This window comes from Janthinobacterium sp. HH106, assembly GCF_001758725.1.
GTDB lineage: Bacteria > Pseudomonadota > Gammaproteobacteria > Burkholderiales > Burkholderiaceae_D > Janthinobacterium.
In genome coordinates, this window is record NZ_LRIC01000026.1 from 25,554 (window position 1) to 43,612 (window position 18,059).

Below are 18,059 nucleotides of genomic sequence, written 5' to 3' on the forward strand. Positions count from 1 at the left end.
CTTGCTCCTTATGCGCCGCTGGCGCGGGGAGTCGCCACCAGGACCTGGTCGCCCGGGCGCACCTTGGCCGCGCCGGAGACGATGACCCGCTCCTGCGGTCCGAGGCCGGACAGCACGATCTGCTTGTCGCCCTGCAGGCCGCCCAGTTCCAGCTTGCGCGGCGCCACCTTGCCCGCCGCGTCCACGACGAACACCATCTTTTTGTTCTGGTCGCTGAGGATGGCGGCGTCGGGCACCAGCAGGCGCTCTTGCGCCGCGCCGACGGGAATGCGCACGCGCGCAAAGCTGCCCGGCATGACGGCGTGGTCGGCGTTGGCCAGGCTGGCGCGCAGGCGCACCGTGCCCGAGCGGACGCTGATCTCGTTGTCGACAAAATCGACGCTGGCTTCCTGGGCGGGGCCGCCGCCGTCGAGCGCCAGCTGCACCTTGGACGGCAGCCTGCTGTGCTGGCGCAGGCGCTGGAAATCCGCTTCCGACAGGTCGACCGTGGCGCGCACGGGGCTGTGCGCGACGATGGTGGTCAGCACGCCACTTTGCGCGGCGCCGCCGGCCACGTAGTTGCCGACGTCGACGCGGCGGTCCGACACCGTGCCGGCGATGGGCGCGCGCATGGTGGTGAAGGACAGTTCCAGTTCGGCGCTGCGCAATTCCGCCTGGCTCAGCATGACGGCCGCCTGCGCGCCTTCCAGCTCGCCGCGCGCCCGTTCCAGCTCCTCGGTGCTGGCCGCGCCCGTCTGCTGCAGCCGGCTGCTGCGTTCGAACTGGGCCGTGGCCAGCTTGCTGCGCGCATGGGCCTGGGCCAGGCTGGCCCGGGCGCGGTCGCGCGCCGCCGCGAAGGGGCGCGGGTCGATGACGAACAGCGCATCGCCGGCCTTGACCTGCTGGCCATCGCGAAAGGCGATCTGCTGCAAGTAGCCCGACACGCGCGAGCGCACTTCCACGCGCTGCGATGGTTCGATGCGGCCCGTGTAGTCGAGGGTGGCCTGCACCATCGACGTTTCCGGAAGCGCCACGGAAACGGTGGGCTTGGGCGGCGGGCCGCCAGGCGCGGCCTGGGACCGGCCGCAGCCGGACAAGGTGGCGCTGCAGGCCAGGGCCAGCAGCAGTGGGAAGGGCAGGGACGGGGTCGGACGGGGGCGCATCATGCGGGGTCTCCAGAAGGCGTAGGGGGCTTGGCCAGGGCGCGGCCGAGCGCGAAAATGGCCAGCGCGGCGAGTATCAGCGCGCTGGCGACGGCAAAGGTGGCGTGCATGCCACGGATCATGGCGGCTGGCTGGGCGCCGGCGAGATCGCCAGCGCCGGCGGCGAAGACGGCGCCCATCACGGAGGCGCCCGTGACGAGGCCCAGATTGCGCGACAGATTGAGCATGCCGGAGATGAGGCCGCGCTGGTCGGGCACGATGTCGCCCATCACGGCCGTATTGTTGGCCGCCTGGAACAGCGCGTAGCTGGCCGTGAGCAGCATGATCGGTGCGACGTAGCCGGGGATGCCCAGGCTGGCCGGCAGCAGCGACAGCACCAGGCAGGCGGCGGCCACGCCGCACAGGCCCGAGCCGCCCATGCGCTGCGCGCCGTAGCGGTCCACCAGCCAGCCAGACGGCACGCCGCAGAACGCCGCCACCAGCGGCCCGGCCGCCAGCACCATGCCGGTGACGGCCGTGCCCAGGCCCAGGCCGCGCGCCAGGTAGAACGGGCCGACCACCAGGGTCGACATCATGACCGTCGACACGAGCATGCTGGTCGCCAGGCCGGCGCTGAGCACGGGCGCGCGCAGCATGGCCAGGCGTATCAGCGGCGCCGGCGCCTTCAGCTCCACGTAGACGAACAGGGCGCCGCCCACGCAGGCGGCCAGCAGCAGCGCCACGTTGCGCATGCCGAAATGGCCGCGCCCCAGGGTCATGGCCAGCGCATACGCGGCCAGGGTCAGCGCCAGCAGCAAGGTGCCGCGGTGGTCGAAGACGGGCCGCCTGGCGTTGGCGCCATGCTGGTCGGCCGGCAGGAAGCGCCAGACCATCAGCAGCGCCACGCCGGCCAGCGGCACGTTGACGAGGAAGATGGATTGCCAGCCGAAGCGCGCGATCAGCAGGCCCCCCAGCGCGGGCCCGAGCGTGGTGCCGACGGCCGACATGGTACCGAGCAGGCCCATGGCGCTGCCTGTCTGCGCCTTGGGCACGGTGCTGCCGACAAAGGCCATGGTCAGCGCCATCATGACGGCAGCGCCCAGGCCCTGCAGGGCGCGCGCGGCGACCAGCAGCCACAGGGTGGGCGCCAGGGCGCACAGGATGGAGGCGGCGGCGAACAGGGCGATGCCGGCCAGCAGCAGGCGGCGCCGGCCGAGCATGTCGCCGAGGCGGCCCACGCTGACGATCAGCGCGGTGATGGCCAGCAGGTAGGCCAGCACGATCCATTGCACGTCCTGGAACGGCGCATGCAGGGCCCTGGCCATGTCGGGCAGGGCCACGTTGGCGATGCTGGTGCCCAGCGCGGGCAGCAGCATCGACAGGGACAGGCTGGCAAGGGCGCCGCGCACGGGCATGGTGGCGGTGCCGGCCGGGGTGGTCTGCTGGCTTGGAGGTAGGGGTTTTGACGGCGAATTCATAAGGTGGCTTGTCCATCCAATAAGAGTCATTCCATGGTAGCGAGGGATTTGGCATGGCGGAAGACGCATCATTTGCACTATATTGTTGCGTTTGACGCCATGTCTGGTGCGTGGGCGGCGCTGCAGCATCTGGCCCATCTCGAAGGCGGGCGGGCTGTCGGCCAGGTGGCAGCGGACGATGCGCCCGGGAATGCCGGCCACCGTGCAATGGGCGGGCACGTCCTGCAGGACCACGCTGCCGGCTGCCGCCTTGCTCATGGTGCCGATTTCGATGTTGCCGAGGATATTGGCGCCCGCGCCCAGCATCACGCCCGAGCGTATCTTCGGATGGCGGTCGCCATGCTCCTTGCCGGTGCCGCCCAGGGTGACGTTCTGCAGGATGGAGACGTTGTCGTCGACTGCGGCCGTTTCGCCGATGACGATGCCGCTGCCCTGATCGAGCATGATGCCCGCGCCGATGCGCGCGGCCGGATGGATGTCGATGCCGAAGATGCCGGCCGCATGGCTGGACAGGGCAAAGGCGGCCTCGCTGCGGCCCGCCGTCCACAGATGGTGCGCCATGCGGCAGGTTTGCAGCGCGTGAAAACCCTTCAGGTTCAGCCGCGCGTGCAAGCTGTCGGGGCAGGCGGGATCGCGCTGCGCGATGGCCGCAAGGTCGGCCGTGATGCTGGCCAGGATGGGCGGCTGCGTGCTTGGATTGTCCTCGAACAGGGGCCGCAGCACGGCCGGGCGCATATCGCGCGCGCCCAGGCGCTGTGCCAAGATGGCGGCAGCCCGGCGGGGCTGTCGTGCGGCAGTATCAGCTTGGCGAGCTGCTGCGCCATGCCGCGCACCTGCGTCCACACGCCGGGAATGTCGTCGGACTGGCTGGCTGCGGCGGCATCGATGCGGCGCAAGGGCGGCGCAGGCGGCAGGGGGCTGGCATAGGTCAAGTAAGTCATCGTGGTGCCTGTCCAGGCAAAGGAAGGGGGAAAGTGGAGCGCATGGCAACAGGGCCGGCGCCGGCTGGCAAGTGCCCGGGCTCCCGGAAGGCAGGGCCAGGCAATTGCGGATACACGATAAGCCGCCACGAAGGACGAAGCAAATCGTAAATACTGAGCGTGCGGCTCACGATTCCTGATGCTTGGGGAGGCAGCGGCGCATGCCGCGCTGGCGCGCGGGCAGGCGGCGCCAGGGGGAGGTGCGATGAGGCGGGAGGGAGGGGGCGGAGCGTGGCCCCGCGAAATTACAGCGCGTTGAGCGGAATCTTCAGGTAGCGCACGCCATTGTCTTCCGGCTCGGGCAGCTTGCCCGCGTTGATGTTGACCTGGATGGCGGGCAGGATCAGGGTCGGCATGTCGAGGGTGGCGTCGCGGCCCGTGCGCATGGCCACGAATTGTTCTTCCGTGATGCCGTCGCGCAAATGGATGTTGCTTGCGCGCTGTTCCGCCACCGTCACTTCCCAGCGCGGCGCGCGGCCGTTGGGCGGGTAGTCGTGGCACATGAACAGCCGCGTCTGCGGCGGCAGCGCCAGCAAGCGCTGCACGGAGCGGTACAGCAGGGTAGCGGAACCGCCGGGGAAGTCGCAGCGGGCCGAGCCTACGTCCGGCATGAACAAGGTGTCGCCCACGAAAACGGCGTCGCCGATCTGGTACGCCAGGTCGGCCGGCGTGTGGCCGGGCACGTGCAGGGCGCGTACTTCCAGTTTTCCGATATGAAACACCTGGTCGGGCGCGAACAGCTGGTCGAACTGCGAGCCGTCGGCCCTGGCGCCGTCCTGGTGGTAGACGGCGGCGAAGGCCTGCTGCACCGTCTGGATGGCGGCGCCGATGGCCACGTCGCCGCCCAGCTGCTGTTGCAGGTAGGGCGCGGCGGAAAGATGATCGGCGTGCGCATGGGTTTCCAGCAGCCAACGGCACTGCAAGCCGTGTTCGCGCACGAAGGTGATCACCTTGTCGGCCGAGGCGGTTGAAGTGCGGCCCGCCTTCGGGTCGTAATCGAGCACGGAATCGATGATGGCGCAGTCCCGTCCATCCGCTTCGTAGACAACGTAGGTGACGGTGGCGGTGGTCGGGTCGAAGAAAGCTTGGATTTGTGGAGTCATCGCGGCGGCAAGGGACGGGCAAGGGAATGGCATTATATCGCCAGAGTTCGCTAAAAAAATGCTGCAAATTGACATTTGACATGCGAAAAACAGATAAGCGGGCATGCATGCCTCCGTCGCAGCCGTGCGCACGCTCGCGCTTGCAGCATGGTAACCTCATTCTTCCAAGGAGGAATTCATGAACGATATCACTGCACGCAGCGAACAGTACCGCGGTTTTACGATTTCCGTGACCCCGCAAAAAGATAACGACGATTTATGGGATTTTACCTACCGCCTGCAGCGCGACGGTGAGCCGGAAGCGCAGGCGATCACGCGCAGCCGTACCCTGGGCGGCTACGCGGCGCCCGAGACCGCTTGCACGGCGGGCCTGGAAGTGGCCAGGACGGAAGTGGATAATCTGCTGCGTCCTTGAGCCAGCGTAAATCGTTTAGCCTGAAAGTCGGCCTGACCGCGCGCCGGCGCGTGAAACACGTCGCTAGCGGTGCCGCTTCATGCTACGATTTCCAGTATTGAGTCAGTCACCAAGGAGGCACCCCATGAATAGCAGTTCTAAAATTCACTATAAAGGCTGGGAAATCGTTCCCCTGGCCGTGCCCACCACCGATGGCAAATGGTCGGCCAGCTGCGACATTGAACGCGCCACGGCGGAAGGCCTGGAGGTGTTCGAAGGCTCGACCATGCAATTCGTGCGCGACGACGAGGAGGGCGCCATTGCCGCCGCCTGCGAAGAAGCCGTGCGCCAGATCGACAACATCATCGCCAATCCGCTGGTGCGGCTGGCCTAGTCCTTGAATTTCCAGCAAACCTGCAGCCGGCGCCCGCCGGCTGTTTTTTTATGCGCGTCGCCGGTGGCAGTCTCATATGTTTCATGTTTCAATGTTTCAAATGGAATGATTGAAACATATTTGAAACATCATTGGCCTGAATCGTGACATCGCTGTTCCCTGGCGTGACAACGCGTGCAGCGCCGATGCGTGGCCATTTCCCTGGTTTTCACTGTGCCGTGGTGCATTTTCCGCGCGAGCGCATGGTGCTGGCACGGCATTTGCAATATCAATGTTCATAGCCACTCCGTGAAACATTCGGGACCGTCCGAAACCCATAAGGTGAACACATGACTCAATACTCCGCAGGTGCCGCATTCCGCAAGGCCGTCCAGGAAGAATCCCCGTTGCAAGTCGTCGGCGCCATCAACGCCAACCACGCCTTGCTGGCCAAGCGCGCCGGCTATAAGGCCATCTACCTGTCCGGCGGCGGCGTCGCGGCCGGCTCGCTGGGCTTGCCCGATCTGGGCATTTCCAGCCTGGACGACGTGCTGACCGACATCCGCCGCATCACCGACGTGTGCGATCTGCCGCTGCTGGTCGACGCCGACACGGGCTTCGGCGCCTCAGCCTTCAACGTGGCGCGCACGGTGAAATCGATGATCAAGTTCGGCGCGGCCGGCCTGCACATCGAAGACCAGGTGGGCGCCAAGCGCTGCGGTCACCGTCCGGGCAAGGAAATCGTCAGCAAGGAAGAGATGGTCGACCGCATCAAAGCGGCCGTCGATGCGCGCACGGACCCGAATTTCGTCATCATGGCGCGTACCGATGCGCTGGCCGTCGATGGCCTGGAAGCGGCACTGGAGCGCGCCGTCGCCTGCGTCGAAGCGGGCGCCGACATGATCTTCCCGGAAGCCATCACGGACCTGGACATGTACGCCACGTTCGCCAAGGCCGTCAACGTGCCGATCCTGGCCAACATCACGGAATTCGGTTCCACGCCGCTGTTCACGCTGGACGAGCTGCGCAGCGCCCACGTGGGCCTGGCCCTGTACCCGTTGTCGGCCTTCCGCGCCATGAACAAGGCGGCGGAAAACGTCTACCAGGCGCTGCGCCGCGACGGTACGCAAAAGAACGTCGTCGACACCATGCAGACGCGCATGGAACTGTATGAATCGATCAACTACCATGATTTCGAGCAAAAACTCGACGCGCTGTTCGCCGCGCAAAAGAAATAAGCAGAAATAAGCAAAAAGCAGGGACCGCATGCCGGTCCCGCAGTGACGCACCCGAGACTATTCAATCTGGAGAACACAATGACCGCACCGCAAGCCGCCACTTTCAAGCCTAAAAAATCCGTCGCCCTGTCCGGCGTCACCGCCGGCAACACGGCGCTGTGCTCGGTCGGCAAGACCGGCAACGATTTGCATTACCGCGGCTACGACATCCTGGACGTGGCCGACAGCTGCGAGTTCGAGGAAATCGCCTATTTGCTGGTGCACGGCAAGCTGCCGACCTTGGCGGAACTGAAAGGCTACAAGGCCAAGCTGAAGTCCTTGCGCGGCTTGCCGTCGGCAGTGAAAGCGGCGCTGGAAGCGCTGCCGGCCGCCGCCCACCCGATGGACGTGATGCGCACGGGCGTGTCCGTGCTCGGCTGCACCCTGCCGGAAAAGGACGACCATAACGCGCCGGGCGCGCGCGACATCGCCGACCGCCTGATGGCGTCGTTTGGCTCCATGCTGCTGTACTGGTACCACTACAGCCATAACGGCAAGCGCATCGAAGTGGAAACGGACGACGACTCGATCGGCGGCCACTTCCTGCACCTGCTGCATGGCGAAAAACCGTCGGCGTCGTGGGAAAAAGCCATGCACACGTCGCTGATCCTGTACGCGGAACACGAATTCAATGCCTCGACCTTCACCAGCCGCGTCATCGCCGGCACGGGTTCCGACATCCACTCGGCCATCACGGGCGCCATCGGCGCACTGCGCGGCCCGAAACACGGCGGCGCGAACGAAGTGGCGCTGGACATCCAGAAGCGCTACGACAATGCCGACGAAGCGGAAGCGGATATCCGCGAGCGCGTCGCCAACAAGGAAGTGGTGATCGGCTTCGGCCACCCCGTCTACACGATTTCGGACCCGCGCAACGTGGTCATCAAGGAAGTGGCGCGTTCGCTGTCGCAGGAAGCGGGATCGACCAAGATGTTCGACATCGCCGAGCGCCTGGAATCGGTCATGTGGGAAATCAAGAACATGTTCCCGAACCTGGACTGGTTCTCGGCCGTGTCCTACCACATGATGGGCGTGCCGACGGCGATGTTCACGCCTCTGTTCGTCATCTCGCGCACCTCGGGCTGGGCTGCCCACATCATCGAACAGCGCATCGACAACAAGATCATCCGCCCGAGCGCCAACTACGTCGGCCCGGAAGACCTGGAATTCGTGCCAATCAAGGACCGTAAATAATGAGCACCGCAATGAGTACCCCCATGAATACCCTGTACCGCAAACCCTTGCCGGGAACAGGGCTGGACTACTTCGACACGCGCGCCGCCGTCGATGCGATCGCCCCAGGCGCCTATGCCACCTTGCCCTACACCTCGCGCGTGCTGGCCGAAAACCTCGTGCGCCGCTGCGACCCGGCCACCCTGAACGCCTCGCTGAGCCAGTTCATCGAACGCCGCCGCGACCTCGATTTTCCGTGGTTTCCCGCCCGCGTCGTCTGCCATGACATCCTGGGCCAGACGGCCCTGGTCGACCTGGCCGGCCTGCGCGACGCCATCGCGGCCCAGGGCGGCGACCCGGCCCTGGTCAATCCGGTGGTTCCCACGCAGCTGGTAGTGGACCATTCGCTGGCCGTCGAATGCGGCGGTTTCGACCCCGACGCCTTCGCCAAGAACCGCGCCATCGAAGACCGCCGCAACGAAGACCGTTTCGACTTCATCGACTGGACCAAGAAAGCGTTTAAAAACGTCGACGTGATCCCGCCCGGTAACGGTATCCTGCACCAGATTAACCTCGAGCGCATGTCGCCCGTGATCCAGGTGCAAAATGGTGTAGCCTATCCCGACACCCTGGTGGGCACGGATTCGCATACACCGATGGTCGATGCGCTGGGCGTGATCGCCATCGGCGTGGGCGGCCTGGAAGCGGAAAGCGTGATGCTGGGCCGCGCCTCGTGGATGCGACTGCCCGATATCATCGGCGTCAAGCTGACGGGTAAACCACAGCCGGGCATCACGGCGACCGACACGGTGCTGGCGCTGACGGAATTTTTGCGCAAGCAGAAGGTCGTCTCGTCCTACCTGGAATTCTTCGGCGAAGGCGCATCGCACCTGACCCTGGGCGACCGCGCCACGATTTCCAACATGGCGCCGGAATTCGGCGCCACGGCCGCCATGTTCTACATTGACGCGCAAACCATCAAGTACCTGAAGCTGACGGGCCGCGACGACGAACTGGTGAAACTGGTGGAGCTGTACGCCAAGGAGACGGGCCTGTGGGCAGACAGCCTGGTGGACGCGCAGTACGAGCGCGTCTTGAGCTTCGACCTGTCGTCCGTCGTGCGCAATATCGCCGGGCCGTCGAATCCGCACAGCCGCGTGCCGACGTCGGAACTGGCCGCGCGCGGGATTTCCGGCGTGGTGGAAAACGAGCCGGGCAAGATGCCGGACGGCGCCGTGATCATCGCCGCCATCACCAGCTGCACCAATACGAACAACCCGCGCAACATGATCGCGGCCGGCCTGATCGCGCGCAATGCGAACCGCCTGGGTCTGACGCGTAAACCATGGGTCAAATCGTCGCTGGCGCCCGGCTCGAAAACCGTGGAACTGTACCTGCAGGAAGCGGGCCTGATGCCGGAACTCGAAGCATTGGGCTTCGGCGTGGTCGCTTTTGCCTGCACCTCGTGCAACGGCATGTCGGGCGCGCTCGACCCCGTCATCCAGGACGAAGTGGTGTCGCGCGACCTGTACGCCACGGCCGTCCTGTCGGGCAACCGCAACTTCGACGGCCGCATCCACCCGTACGCGAAACAGGCTTTCCTCGCCTCGCCGCCGCTGGTGGTGGCCTACGCGATTGCCGGCACCATCCGCTTCGACATCGAAAAGGATGTGCTGGGCCATGACGCGGACGGCAAACCGATTCTGTTGAAAGATATCTGGCCGTCGGACGAGGAAATCGACGCCATCGTCGCGTCCAGCGTCAAGCCGGAGCAGTTCCGCAAGGTGTATATCCCGATGTTCGCCGCGCAGGCGGATGACGGCATCAAGGTCAGCCCGCTGTACGACTGGCGTCCGCAGACGACGTATATCCGCCGTCCGCCGTACTGGGAAGGCGCGCTGGCAGGCGCGCGGCCCTTGAAAGGCATGCGTCCGCTGGCCGTCCTGGGCGACAACATCACCACCGACCACTTGTCGCCATCGAACGCCATCATGCTCGACAGCGCGGCCGGCGAATACCTGGCGAAGATGGGTTTACCCGAGGAAGACTTCAATTCCTACGCCACGCACCGGGGCGACCATCTGACGGCGCAGCGCGCCACGTTCGCCAATCCGACCTTGAAGAACGAGATGGTCATCGAGGACGGCAAAGTGAAGGCCGGTTCGCTCACGCGCATCGAGCCGGAAGGCAAAATCTCGCGCATGTGGGAAGCCATCGAGGTGTACATGGAGCGCAAGCAACCCCTGATCATCATCGCTGGCGCCGACTATGGTCAGGGTTCCTCGCGCGACTGGGCCGCCAAGGGCGTGCGCCTGGCCGGCGTGGAAGCCATCGTGGCCGAAGGTTTTGAACGCATCCACCGCACCAACCTGGTGGGCATGGGCGTCTTGCCGCTGGAATTCCTCCCTGGCGTGAACCGCAAGACCCTGGGCCTGGACGGCAGCGAAACCTACGACGTCGTGGGCGAGCGCACGCCGCGCTCCACCTTGACCCTCGTCATCCACCGCAAGAACGGCGACAAGGTCGAAGTGCCCGTCACCTGCCGCCTCGATACGGCGGAAGAGGTGTCGATCTACGAGGCGGGCGGCGTTCTTCAACGATTCGCGCAGGATTTCCTCGAATCTTCGAAAGCCGCGTAACGGTAGGTCGGATTAGCGCTTGCGCGTAATCCGACCTTATCTGCCGAAACGCGCCAACAATGTGTCGGATTACGCGTGGCTAAGCCACGCTAATCCGACCTACCTCTTCCAGGAAAATTCATGACCCACGTACCCCAAATCAAAATCCCCGCCACCTACATGCGCGGCGGCACCAGCAAGGGCGTGTTCTTCCGTCTGCAGGATTTGCCCGCCAGCGCGCAAGTGCCGGGCGCGGCGCGCGACGCCTTGCTGCTGCGCGTGATCGGCAGTCCCGACCCTTACGGCAAGCAGATCGACGGCATGGGCGGCGCCACGTCGAGCACCAGCAAGACGGTGATTCTGGCGAAAAGCACGATGCCGGAGCACGACGTCGACTACCTGTTCGGCCAGGTCTCGATCGACAAGCCGTTTGTCGACTGGAGCGGCAACTGCGGCAACCTGTCGGCCGCCGTCGGCTCGTTCGCCATCGCCAGCGGCCTGGTGGACGCCGCCCGCGTGCCTGCCGACGGCATCGCCACGGTGCGCATCTGGCAAGCCAATATCGGCAAGACCATCATCGCCCACGTGCCCATGACGCAGGGCGAAGTCCAGGAAACGGGCGACTTCGAACTCGATGGCGTGACCTTCCCGGCCGCCGAAGTGAAGCTGGAATTTCTCGATCCGGCCGCGGACGAGGAGGGCGGCGATGGTGGCAGCTCAGCCATGTTTCCTACTGGCAACCTCGTCGATGACCTCGACGTGCCCGGCATCGGCGTGTTGAAAGTCACGATGATCAACGCGGGCATCCCGACGATTTTCGTCGATGCGCACGCCATCGGCTACACGGGCACGGAACTGCAGGACGCCGTCAATGGCGATCCGGCCGCGCTGGCCCGCTTCGAGACCATCCGCGCGCATGGCGCGCTGCGCATGGGTTTGATTTCCCATCTTGATGAAGCGGCGAAGCGCCAGCACACGCCGAAGGTGGCCTTTGTTGCCAAACCGGCCGGCTATGTGTCGTCGAGCGGAAAAAAGGTGGAGGCGGGCGACATCGACCTGCTCGTGCGCGCTCTGTCGATGGGCAAGCTGCACCACGCCATGATGGGCACGGCGGCAGTTGCCATCGGCACGGCGGCGGCTATTCCCGGCACCCTGGTCAACCTGGCAGCGGGCGGCGGACCCCGCAACTCGGTGCGCTTCGGCCACCCGTCGGGCACCCTGACGGTGGGCGCGCAAGCGCAGCAGGTCGATGGCCAATGGCGCGTCACCAAGGCCATCATGAGCCGCAGCGCGCGCGTGCTGATGGAAGGCAGCGTGCGCATTCCCGGCGACGCGTTTTAAGGCCAGGTAGACCGATGCGCAGGCAGATCAGTTGATATTTCTGCTAGCAAAGAAACGGAGCGACAAGGAAAATGGGGGAGCGTCAGCCGCGATGCGTGCAGCGCAGACGCTGGCGACCTCCCATACTTCCCGACGGGTGAACTGATGTTATTTAACTCTTACGTCTTCCTGTTCGCGTATCTGCCCATCACGGTGGCCGGTTTTTTCATCCTGGGACGGCGCAGCGAATTATGGGCTGCCGCCTGGCTGGCGTCGTCGTCGCTGTTCTTCTATGCGTACTGGGATTACCGCTACCTGCCGCTGTTGCTGGGCTCCGTTGTCTTTAACTATGGCTGCGCGGCCTGGCTGGCGACCAGCCCCCGGCCGCGCAAGAAATGGATACTGGCTGCCGCCATTGCCGCCAACCTCGGCTTGCTTGCCTACTATAAATACGCGGGATTTTTCGTTGCCAGCCTGGCGCAATTGCTGGCGCAGCCAATTCCCGCTTTGCACGTGATTCTGCCGATCGGCATCTCGTTTTTCACGTTTACGCAGATCGCCTTCCTGGTCGACACCTGCAAGGGCAAGGCACAGGAAAGCCGCTTCGTCCACTATCTGCTGTTCGTCACGTATTTCCCGCATCTGATTGCCGGTCCTGTCTTGCATCACAAGGAAATGATGCCGCAATTCGCCGACCGGCGTACCTTCCGCCTGTCGGCCAGCAATATCGCCATCGGCAGCACGATTTTTTTCATCGGCCTGGCCAAGAAGGTGCTGATTGCCGACAATATCGGCGCCTATTCGGCGCCCTTGTTCAGTGATCCCGCCGCGCCATCCTTGCTGATCGCCTGGGCTGGCGTGCTCGCGTATGCCTTCCAGCTGTACTTCGATTTCTCCGGCTATTCCGACATGGCCATCGGCTTGTCGAGATTATTTGGCGTGCGGCTGCCGCTGAATTTTGCTTCGCCCTATAAAGCGCGCAATGTCGCGCAATTCTGGCGCCGCTGGCACATGACCCTGTCGCGCTTCCTGCGCGACTACCTGTATATCCCGCTGGGCGGCAACCGCTGTGGGCCCGTGCGGCGCTACCTGAACCTGATGATCACCATGGTGCTGGGCGGCCTGTGGCATGGCGCCGGCTGGAATTTCATCGTCTGGGGCGCGCTGCATGGCGCTTACCTGGCGATCCACAAGGCCTGGAGCACGGTGACGCGCAAGCTGCACCTGCCGTCCGATACGCGCGTTGGCAACATCCTGGCGACGGTCCTCACTTTCATTGCCGTCTGCGTCGCCTGGGTCTTCTTTCGCGCACCCGACATGGCAACCGCCCTGACAATCATCCAAGGCATGGCGGGCGGCTTTGGCCTGGATTTGCCAGATGCGCTGGCTCCCCATTTGCTGCCGCTTCAGTCTGTGCTGGCCGCCATGGGCATGGGCTATTACCTGGGCGGCGGCACGGTGTTCATTGAAAGCTGGACGTGGATAGCGGTGGCAGCGCTGATTACTTTTTCCATGCCGAATACGCAGCAGATCATGCGCCACTTTGATCCGGCGCTGGATTTTCCTGCCGGTGGGCAACACCTGCGCGCCTGGCTCACCTGGCGCGCCTCGCCTGCGTGGGCGGCCGCCATCGCCGTGCTCGCGCTGGCGAGCATGCTGGCTCTGAACCGGCCCGCTGAATTCCTGTATTTTCAATTCTAGAGAGGGCGCATCATGACGGCATCCCCTTTCAAATCCTATCTGGCCGTACTGGCGCTGGCGCTGGCGGGGGGCGCCGTGCTGGCGGGCGCCTTCGTTTTCGTTGTCGACCCTTATGGCCTGTATGGCGTCGTCCGGCGCGATAATTTCAATGCCGTCAAGCCGGGCCTGAGCCGCTACCAGAACCAGATCAAGCAGGAACATGCGCTGCGCAGGCAGCCGCGCTTCATCATCCTCGGCAATTCGCGCGCGGAGATCGGCTTCGATCCGCGCGCCAGCGCCTTGTCGGCGCTGGGCGCCGGCTACAATCTGGCGATTCCGGGCACGGGCCTGGCGACATCCGCCAGCCAGTTTGCGCAACTGCGCCAGGCCGGCGTCAAGCCGCGCACGGTCATCGTGGGCATGGAATTCATCGATTTTCTCAATCCCGCCGTCGCACCGTCCGCACGTCCGGCGCCAGCGGCCGCCGCGCCGGCGCATGGCCGCGCGTTCTGGCGCTTCGATGCGCTCTTTTCGCTGGCCTCCGTCAAGGATGCCGTGCACACGCTGCGCATTCAGCACGACGATGAGGCGGCCACCTTGTCGGCCGATGGCTTCAATCCCTTGCTGGAGTACGGCGCCCATGCGCGCCGGGATGGCTACCACAAGATGTTCACGCAGCGGGCGCAGGAAAGCGCCGCCAACTTGCGCAGAAAATCGACGCGGAGCCTTGCCACCGAAGACTTTCGATTGCTGCGCACCTTTTTGCTGGCGATGGCGGCCACCGAGGCCGATATCAAGCTGGTGATCTATCCGTATCACGCGCAAATGCTGGCCATGTTCGAGGCTGCCGGGCTGTGGCCCCTGTTCGAAGTATGGAAAGCACAGCTGGTGCGGGAAATGGGCGCGGTCAAGGCGCGCTACCCGGATGCGCATATTTCCCTCACGGATTTCAGCGGCTATGGCGCATACAACTGCGAGCCGATACCCGCCGCCAATGAGCGCGGCACTGCCACGCGCTGGTACTGGGAGGCCGGACATTTCAAGAAGGCGCTGGGCGATATCGTATTGCAGCGCGTGATGTCGCCGCAGGATGTTGCGCCTGGCGATGGGCAGTTTGGCATGCCGCTCGATGACGCCAGCCTCGAGGAAAACCGCGCGCGGATCGCGCAGGAACGCAACAGTTGCGCGGCGGCGCAGCCGGCATTGTTTTCAAGGCAGCTGCTCGCCACACAGCATAGCCACACTGGAGGAAGCAGATGAACAGATAAGCAGAACATGCACGAACAAAAAAACACAGATTGCACGCCTACCGGAGGAGACATGAATTTCGCAGCATTTTATCAACGCTCGATCGACACGCCTGACGTTTTCTGGCGCGAGGAAGCCGACAAGATCGACTGGCATACCCCGTTTTCGCAGGTCCTCGATTATTCCCGCCCGCCTTTCGCCAAATGGTTCGTCGGCGGCACCACGAATTTGTGCCACAACGCCGTCGACCGCTGGGTGGACCGTCAGGGCGATGCCGCCGCGCTGATCGCCATTTCCACCGAAACGAACACGGAGCGCAGCTACAGCTTTCGCGAGCTGCAGCGCGAAGTGGAGCGCTGCGCCGCCATATTGCAGTCGCTGGGCGTGGTCAAGGGCGACCGCGTGTTGATCTACATGCCGATGATCGCCGAGGCGGCGTTTGCCATGCTCGCGTGCGCGCGCATCGGCGCCGTGCATTCCGTGGTGTTCGGCGGCTTTGCCGCCAACAGCCTGGCCAGCCGCATCGACGATGCGCAGCCAAAATTGGTGTTTTCCGCCGATGCCGGTTCGCGCAACGGCAAGGCGATTGCCTACAAGCCGCTGCTCGACGATGCCATCCGCATCGCCGCGCACAAGCCGCAGCATGTGCTGCTGGTCGACCGCCATCTGGTGCCGATGGAACGGACGCCTGGCCGTGACGTCGATTACGCGGTCCTGCGCGAACAGCACCTGGACGCGCAGGTGCCAGTCGCCTGGCTCGAATCGAACGAGCCGTCGTACGTGCTGTATACCTCGGGCACGACGGGCAAACCGAAGGGCGTGCAGCGCGACGTGGGCGGCTATGCGGTGGCGCTGGCGTCGTCGATGCAGTACAACTTCTGCGGCAAGCCCGGCGAAACCTTCTTTGCCACCTCGGATATCGGCTGGGTGGTGGGACACTCCTACATCGTCTACGGCCCGCTGATCGCCGGCATGGCCACCATCCTGTACGAGGGCTTGCCCATCTGTCCCGATGCGGGCATCTGGTGGAGCATCGTTGAAAAATACAAGGTCACGCGCATGTTCTCGGCGCCGACGGCCATCCGCGTGCTGCGCAAGCACCCGGTGGAACTGATGCGCAAATACGATTTGTCTTCCCTGAAGGCCCTGTACCTGGCAGGCGAGCCGCTCGATGAAACCACCTCGCAGTGGATCGCCGATGAACTGAAGGTGGACATCATCGACAACTACTGGCAGACGGAGACGGGCTGGCCCATTCTCTCGGTGGCCAAGGGCATTGCCGACACGCCGACGCGCCTGGGCAGCCCCGGCCAGGCCATGTACGGCTACCGCGTCAAGCTGCTCAACGAGGCGACGGGCCAGGAGTGCGGCGCCAACGAGAAGGGCGTGCTGGTGCTGGAAGGCCCGCTGCCGCCCGGCTGCATGCAGACGGTCTACGGCGACGACTCTCGTTTCGTCGACACCTACTGGTCCACCTTCAGCGGTCGTCAAGTGTATTCGACCTTCGACTGGGGCGTGCGCGACGCGGACGGCTATTACTTCATTCTGGGCCGCACGGACGACGTGATCAACGTGGCCGGACACCGCCTGGGCACGCGCGAGATCGAGGAAAGCATCACCAGCCATCCGAACGTGTCGGAAGTGGCGGTGGTGGGCGTGGAAGACAAGCTCAAAGGCCAGGTGGCGATGGCTTTCGTGATCCTCAAGGACCCGCGGGGTTTCGACAGCGTCGAGGCGAAAACGGCGCTGGAACGCGAAGTGATGGCCGTGGTCGACCGCCAGCTGGGCGCCGTGGCGCGGCCCGCGCGCGTGCTGTTCGTGGCGCAGTTGCCGAAGACGCGCTCGGGCAAGCTGCTGCGCCGTTCGATCCAGGCCATCTGCGAAGGGCGCAGCCCGGGCGACCTGACGTCGATGGATGACCCGGCATCGCTGCAGCAGATCCAGGCAGCGCTGGCTTAAGCGCCATGACGAGAACGAAGTTTATCAATCGATAAACTTCGTTCTCAGATCCGGTCGCTTTCCTTGCGCACGACCCTGCCGACGATCAGGCATTCATTGCCGCGGCACAGCTTGCGGTGGTATTTGCGCTGGTCGGGGTTGTCCGACGTCAGCCACCATTCGCCGATGTCGCGCGCCATGCGCTTGACCACCGGTTCGCCTTCGTAATTGATGGCAAACACGATGCCGTCGGCCGGCCGGTTGTCGGCCGTATTGATGATCACCACATCGTCCTCGTACAGGGCCGGCTCCATGCTCTCGCCCTTGACCTTGATCGCCACCAGTTTTTCAGGGTGGTAGCCATTGCGCTCGACCCAGCTGCGCGGCACGCTGATGGTGCTGCCGTCGTGCGTTTCCGGTTCGATGGCAAAGCCCGTGATGCCGGCCGACAGGCGCAGCTTCACCTTGCGGATCGGGTAGAAGCGTTCATCTTCGCCATCTTCCACGACCACGGGCTGCACGCCGGCCAGCGCGCGCGCGGCCATGGCCGCCTGGTCGGGCGCCGCGCCCTGGTCGAAGTACATGCTGTCCAGCTGCAGGTCCGCTTCCAGCTTGCGCGCGATCTTTTCGCTGAACGCGCGTCCCTCGCGGTAGGTGGGCGAGAGGATTTGCGAGATGCGCGCCTCGCTCCAGCCGCTGACGTCGGAAATTTTCTTGCGCGTGTTGTCGTAGTGCTCGCGGATCAGGGCCAGCAGGCGGTCGCGTCTGTATTGATACATATTCATCTCCACATTAAACCTGAAATTTACCGTTTGATAAATTACCAAATGCTTGACTTTAACATTAGCGATTGATAAAGTCCACTCGTTGCCTGTCGCAAACGCACTACAGCGTTTGCCGGTTGGCGACACCACGGGAGGTCAGGCAGATGTTGAACAGCAGTCAGTCGGTTGAAAGCAGGGCGGCGCCGCGGCAGGGGCGCCAGTTACAGGGACGCAGCAAGAAGTCGCAGCTGCATATTGCCCGCATCGCGCAGTACATTCGCGAGCAGGGCCAGGCCAGCGCGGCGCAGTTGTCCGCCTTGCTGGGACTCGACGCGGGCACCATGAGCCGCTATTTGCGCCACATGTGCGGCATGGGGCAGATTCACCTGGCGCAGCGCCATTGCACGGAGCCGGGACGCCAGCGGCCAGCCCTGTACGCGCTGGGCGAGCAGGACGACGAGGTCGACGGCTGGGCCGAACTGCCGCCGCAGGTGCGCCGCACGGCCAGCTGGCCACGAGGTGCGGCGCGCCGCGATCCGCTGGTGGCGGCCCTGTTCGGGCCGGCGCGAGAAAACTAAGACAAGAATCAACG

14 protein-coding genes are annotated in these 18,059 nt (G+C 64.5%); 10 read left to right on the forward strand and 4 right to left on the reverse strand.

Translation table 11 applies throughout. From position 1 onward, the window contains the following. Nucleotides 1–8: 8 nt before the first annotated feature. The 3 genes from JAB8_RS11950 to JAB8_RS11960 all read right to left on the reverse strand — a co-directional run bounded on the left by JAB8_RS11950 (nt 9) and on the right by JAB8_RS11960 (nt 4,682). Nucleotides 9–1,145, reverse strand: a complete 1,137-nt coding sequence (locus JAB8_RS11950; protein ID WP_083287680.1) for an efflux RND transporter periplasmic adaptor subunit — start codon at nt 1,143–1,145, stop codon at nt 9–11. After that, nucleotides 1,142–3,361 (reverse strand): serine O-acetyltransferase EpsC, encoded by a 2,220-nt coding sequence (epsC, locus tag JAB8_RS30240; protein WP_083287681.1) that lies wholly within the window; start codon nt 3,359–3,361, stop codon nt 1,142–1,144. The genes JAB8_RS11950 and epsC overlap by 4 nt, the downstream gene beginning before the upstream one ends. Before the next feature lie 463 nt (nt 3,362–3,824). Then, nucleotides 3,825–4,682, reverse strand: coding sequence for an MBL fold metallo-hydrolase (locus JAB8_RS11960; protein ID WP_070220958.1), 858 nt, complete (start codon nt 4,680–4,682; stop codon nt 3,825–3,827). 178 nt (nt 4,683–4,860) lie between these two features. On the opposite strand from JAB8_RS11960, the gene JAB8_RS11965 reads away from it, so the two are divergent. From JAB8_RS11965 to JAB8_RS12005, 9 genes are all read left to right on the forward strand, one after another. Continuing rightward, nucleotides 4,861–5,097, forward strand: a complete 237-nt coding sequence (locus JAB8_RS11965; RefSeq protein WP_070220955.1) for a hypothetical protein — start codon at nt 4,861–4,863, stop codon at nt 5,095–5,097. A 124-nt stretch (nt 5,098–5,221) separates the two neighbouring features. After that, on the forward strand, nt 5,222–5,470 hold the full coding sequence (locus JAB8_RS11970; protein ID WP_034751890.1) for a hypothetical protein: 249 nt from the start codon (nt 5,222–5,224) through the stop codon (nt 5,468–5,470). Between the two features lie 329 nt (nt 5,471–5,799). Beyond that, a complete protein-coding gene (gene prpB, locus JAB8_RS11975) occupies nt 5,800–6,687 on the forward strand; it encodes a methylisocitrate lyase (protein ID WP_070220951.1) in 888 nt (295 codons plus the stop codon). A 78-nt stretch (nt 6,688–6,765) separates the two neighbouring features. After that, complete coding sequence (prpC, locus tag JAB8_RS11980) at nt 6,766–7,920, forward strand: 2-methylcitrate synthase (RefSeq protein ID WP_070289657.1); 1,155 nt, start codon at nt 6,766–6,768, stop codon at nt 7,918–7,920. 23 nt (nt 7,921–7,943) lie between these two features. Beyond that, entirely contained in the window at nt 7,944–10,538 is a 2,595-nt protein-coding gene (gene acnD, locus JAB8_RS11985; RefSeq protein ID WP_070289658.1) for a Fe/S-dependent 2-methylisocitrate dehydratase AcnD, read from the forward strand. Between the two features lie 120 nt (nt 10,539–10,658). Further along, nucleotides 10,659–11,858: a 2-methylaconitate cis-trans isomerase PrpF gene (gene prpF, locus JAB8_RS11990; protein WP_070289659.1), complete on the forward strand. Its 1,200-nt coding sequence runs from the start codon at nt 10,659–10,661 to the stop codon at nt 11,856–11,858. Between the two features lie 144 nt (nt 11,859–12,002). Next, on the forward strand, nt 12,003–13,538 hold the full coding sequence (locus JAB8_RS11995; protein WP_070289660.1) for an MBOAT family protein: 1,536 nt from the start codon (nt 12,003–12,005) through the stop codon (nt 13,536–13,538). Nucleotides 13,539–13,550: 12 nt separating this feature from the next. After that, nucleotides 13,551–14,777, forward strand: coding sequence for a hypothetical protein (locus tag JAB8_RS12000; RefSeq protein ID WP_070289661.1), 1,227 nt, complete (start codon nt 13,551–13,553; stop codon nt 14,775–14,777). Between the two features lie 60 nt (nt 14,778–14,837). Continuing rightward, on the forward strand, nt 14,838–16,724 hold the full coding sequence (locus JAB8_RS12005) for a propionate--CoA ligase (RefSeq protein ID WP_070289662.1): 1,887 nt from the start codon (nt 14,838–14,840) through the stop codon (nt 16,722–16,724). Between the two features lie 44 nt (nt 16,725–16,768). Here the strand turns inward: JAB8_RS12005 and JAB8_RS12010 are convergent, their stop codons facing one another. Beyond that, nucleotides 16,769–17,482 (reverse strand): S24 family peptidase, encoded by a 714-nt coding sequence (locus JAB8_RS12010; protein WP_070220944.1) that lies wholly within the window; start codon nt 17,480–17,482, stop codon nt 16,769–16,771. Between the two features lie 149 nt (nt 17,483–17,631). On the opposite strand from JAB8_RS12010, the gene JAB8_RS12015 reads away from it, so the two are divergent. Then, on the forward strand, nt 17,632–18,045 hold the full coding sequence (locus tag JAB8_RS12015) for a FeoC-like transcriptional regulator (RefSeq protein ID WP_070289663.1): 414 nt from the start codon (nt 17,632–17,634) through the stop codon (nt 18,043–18,045). Nucleotides 18,046–18,059: the final 14 nt, after the last annotated feature.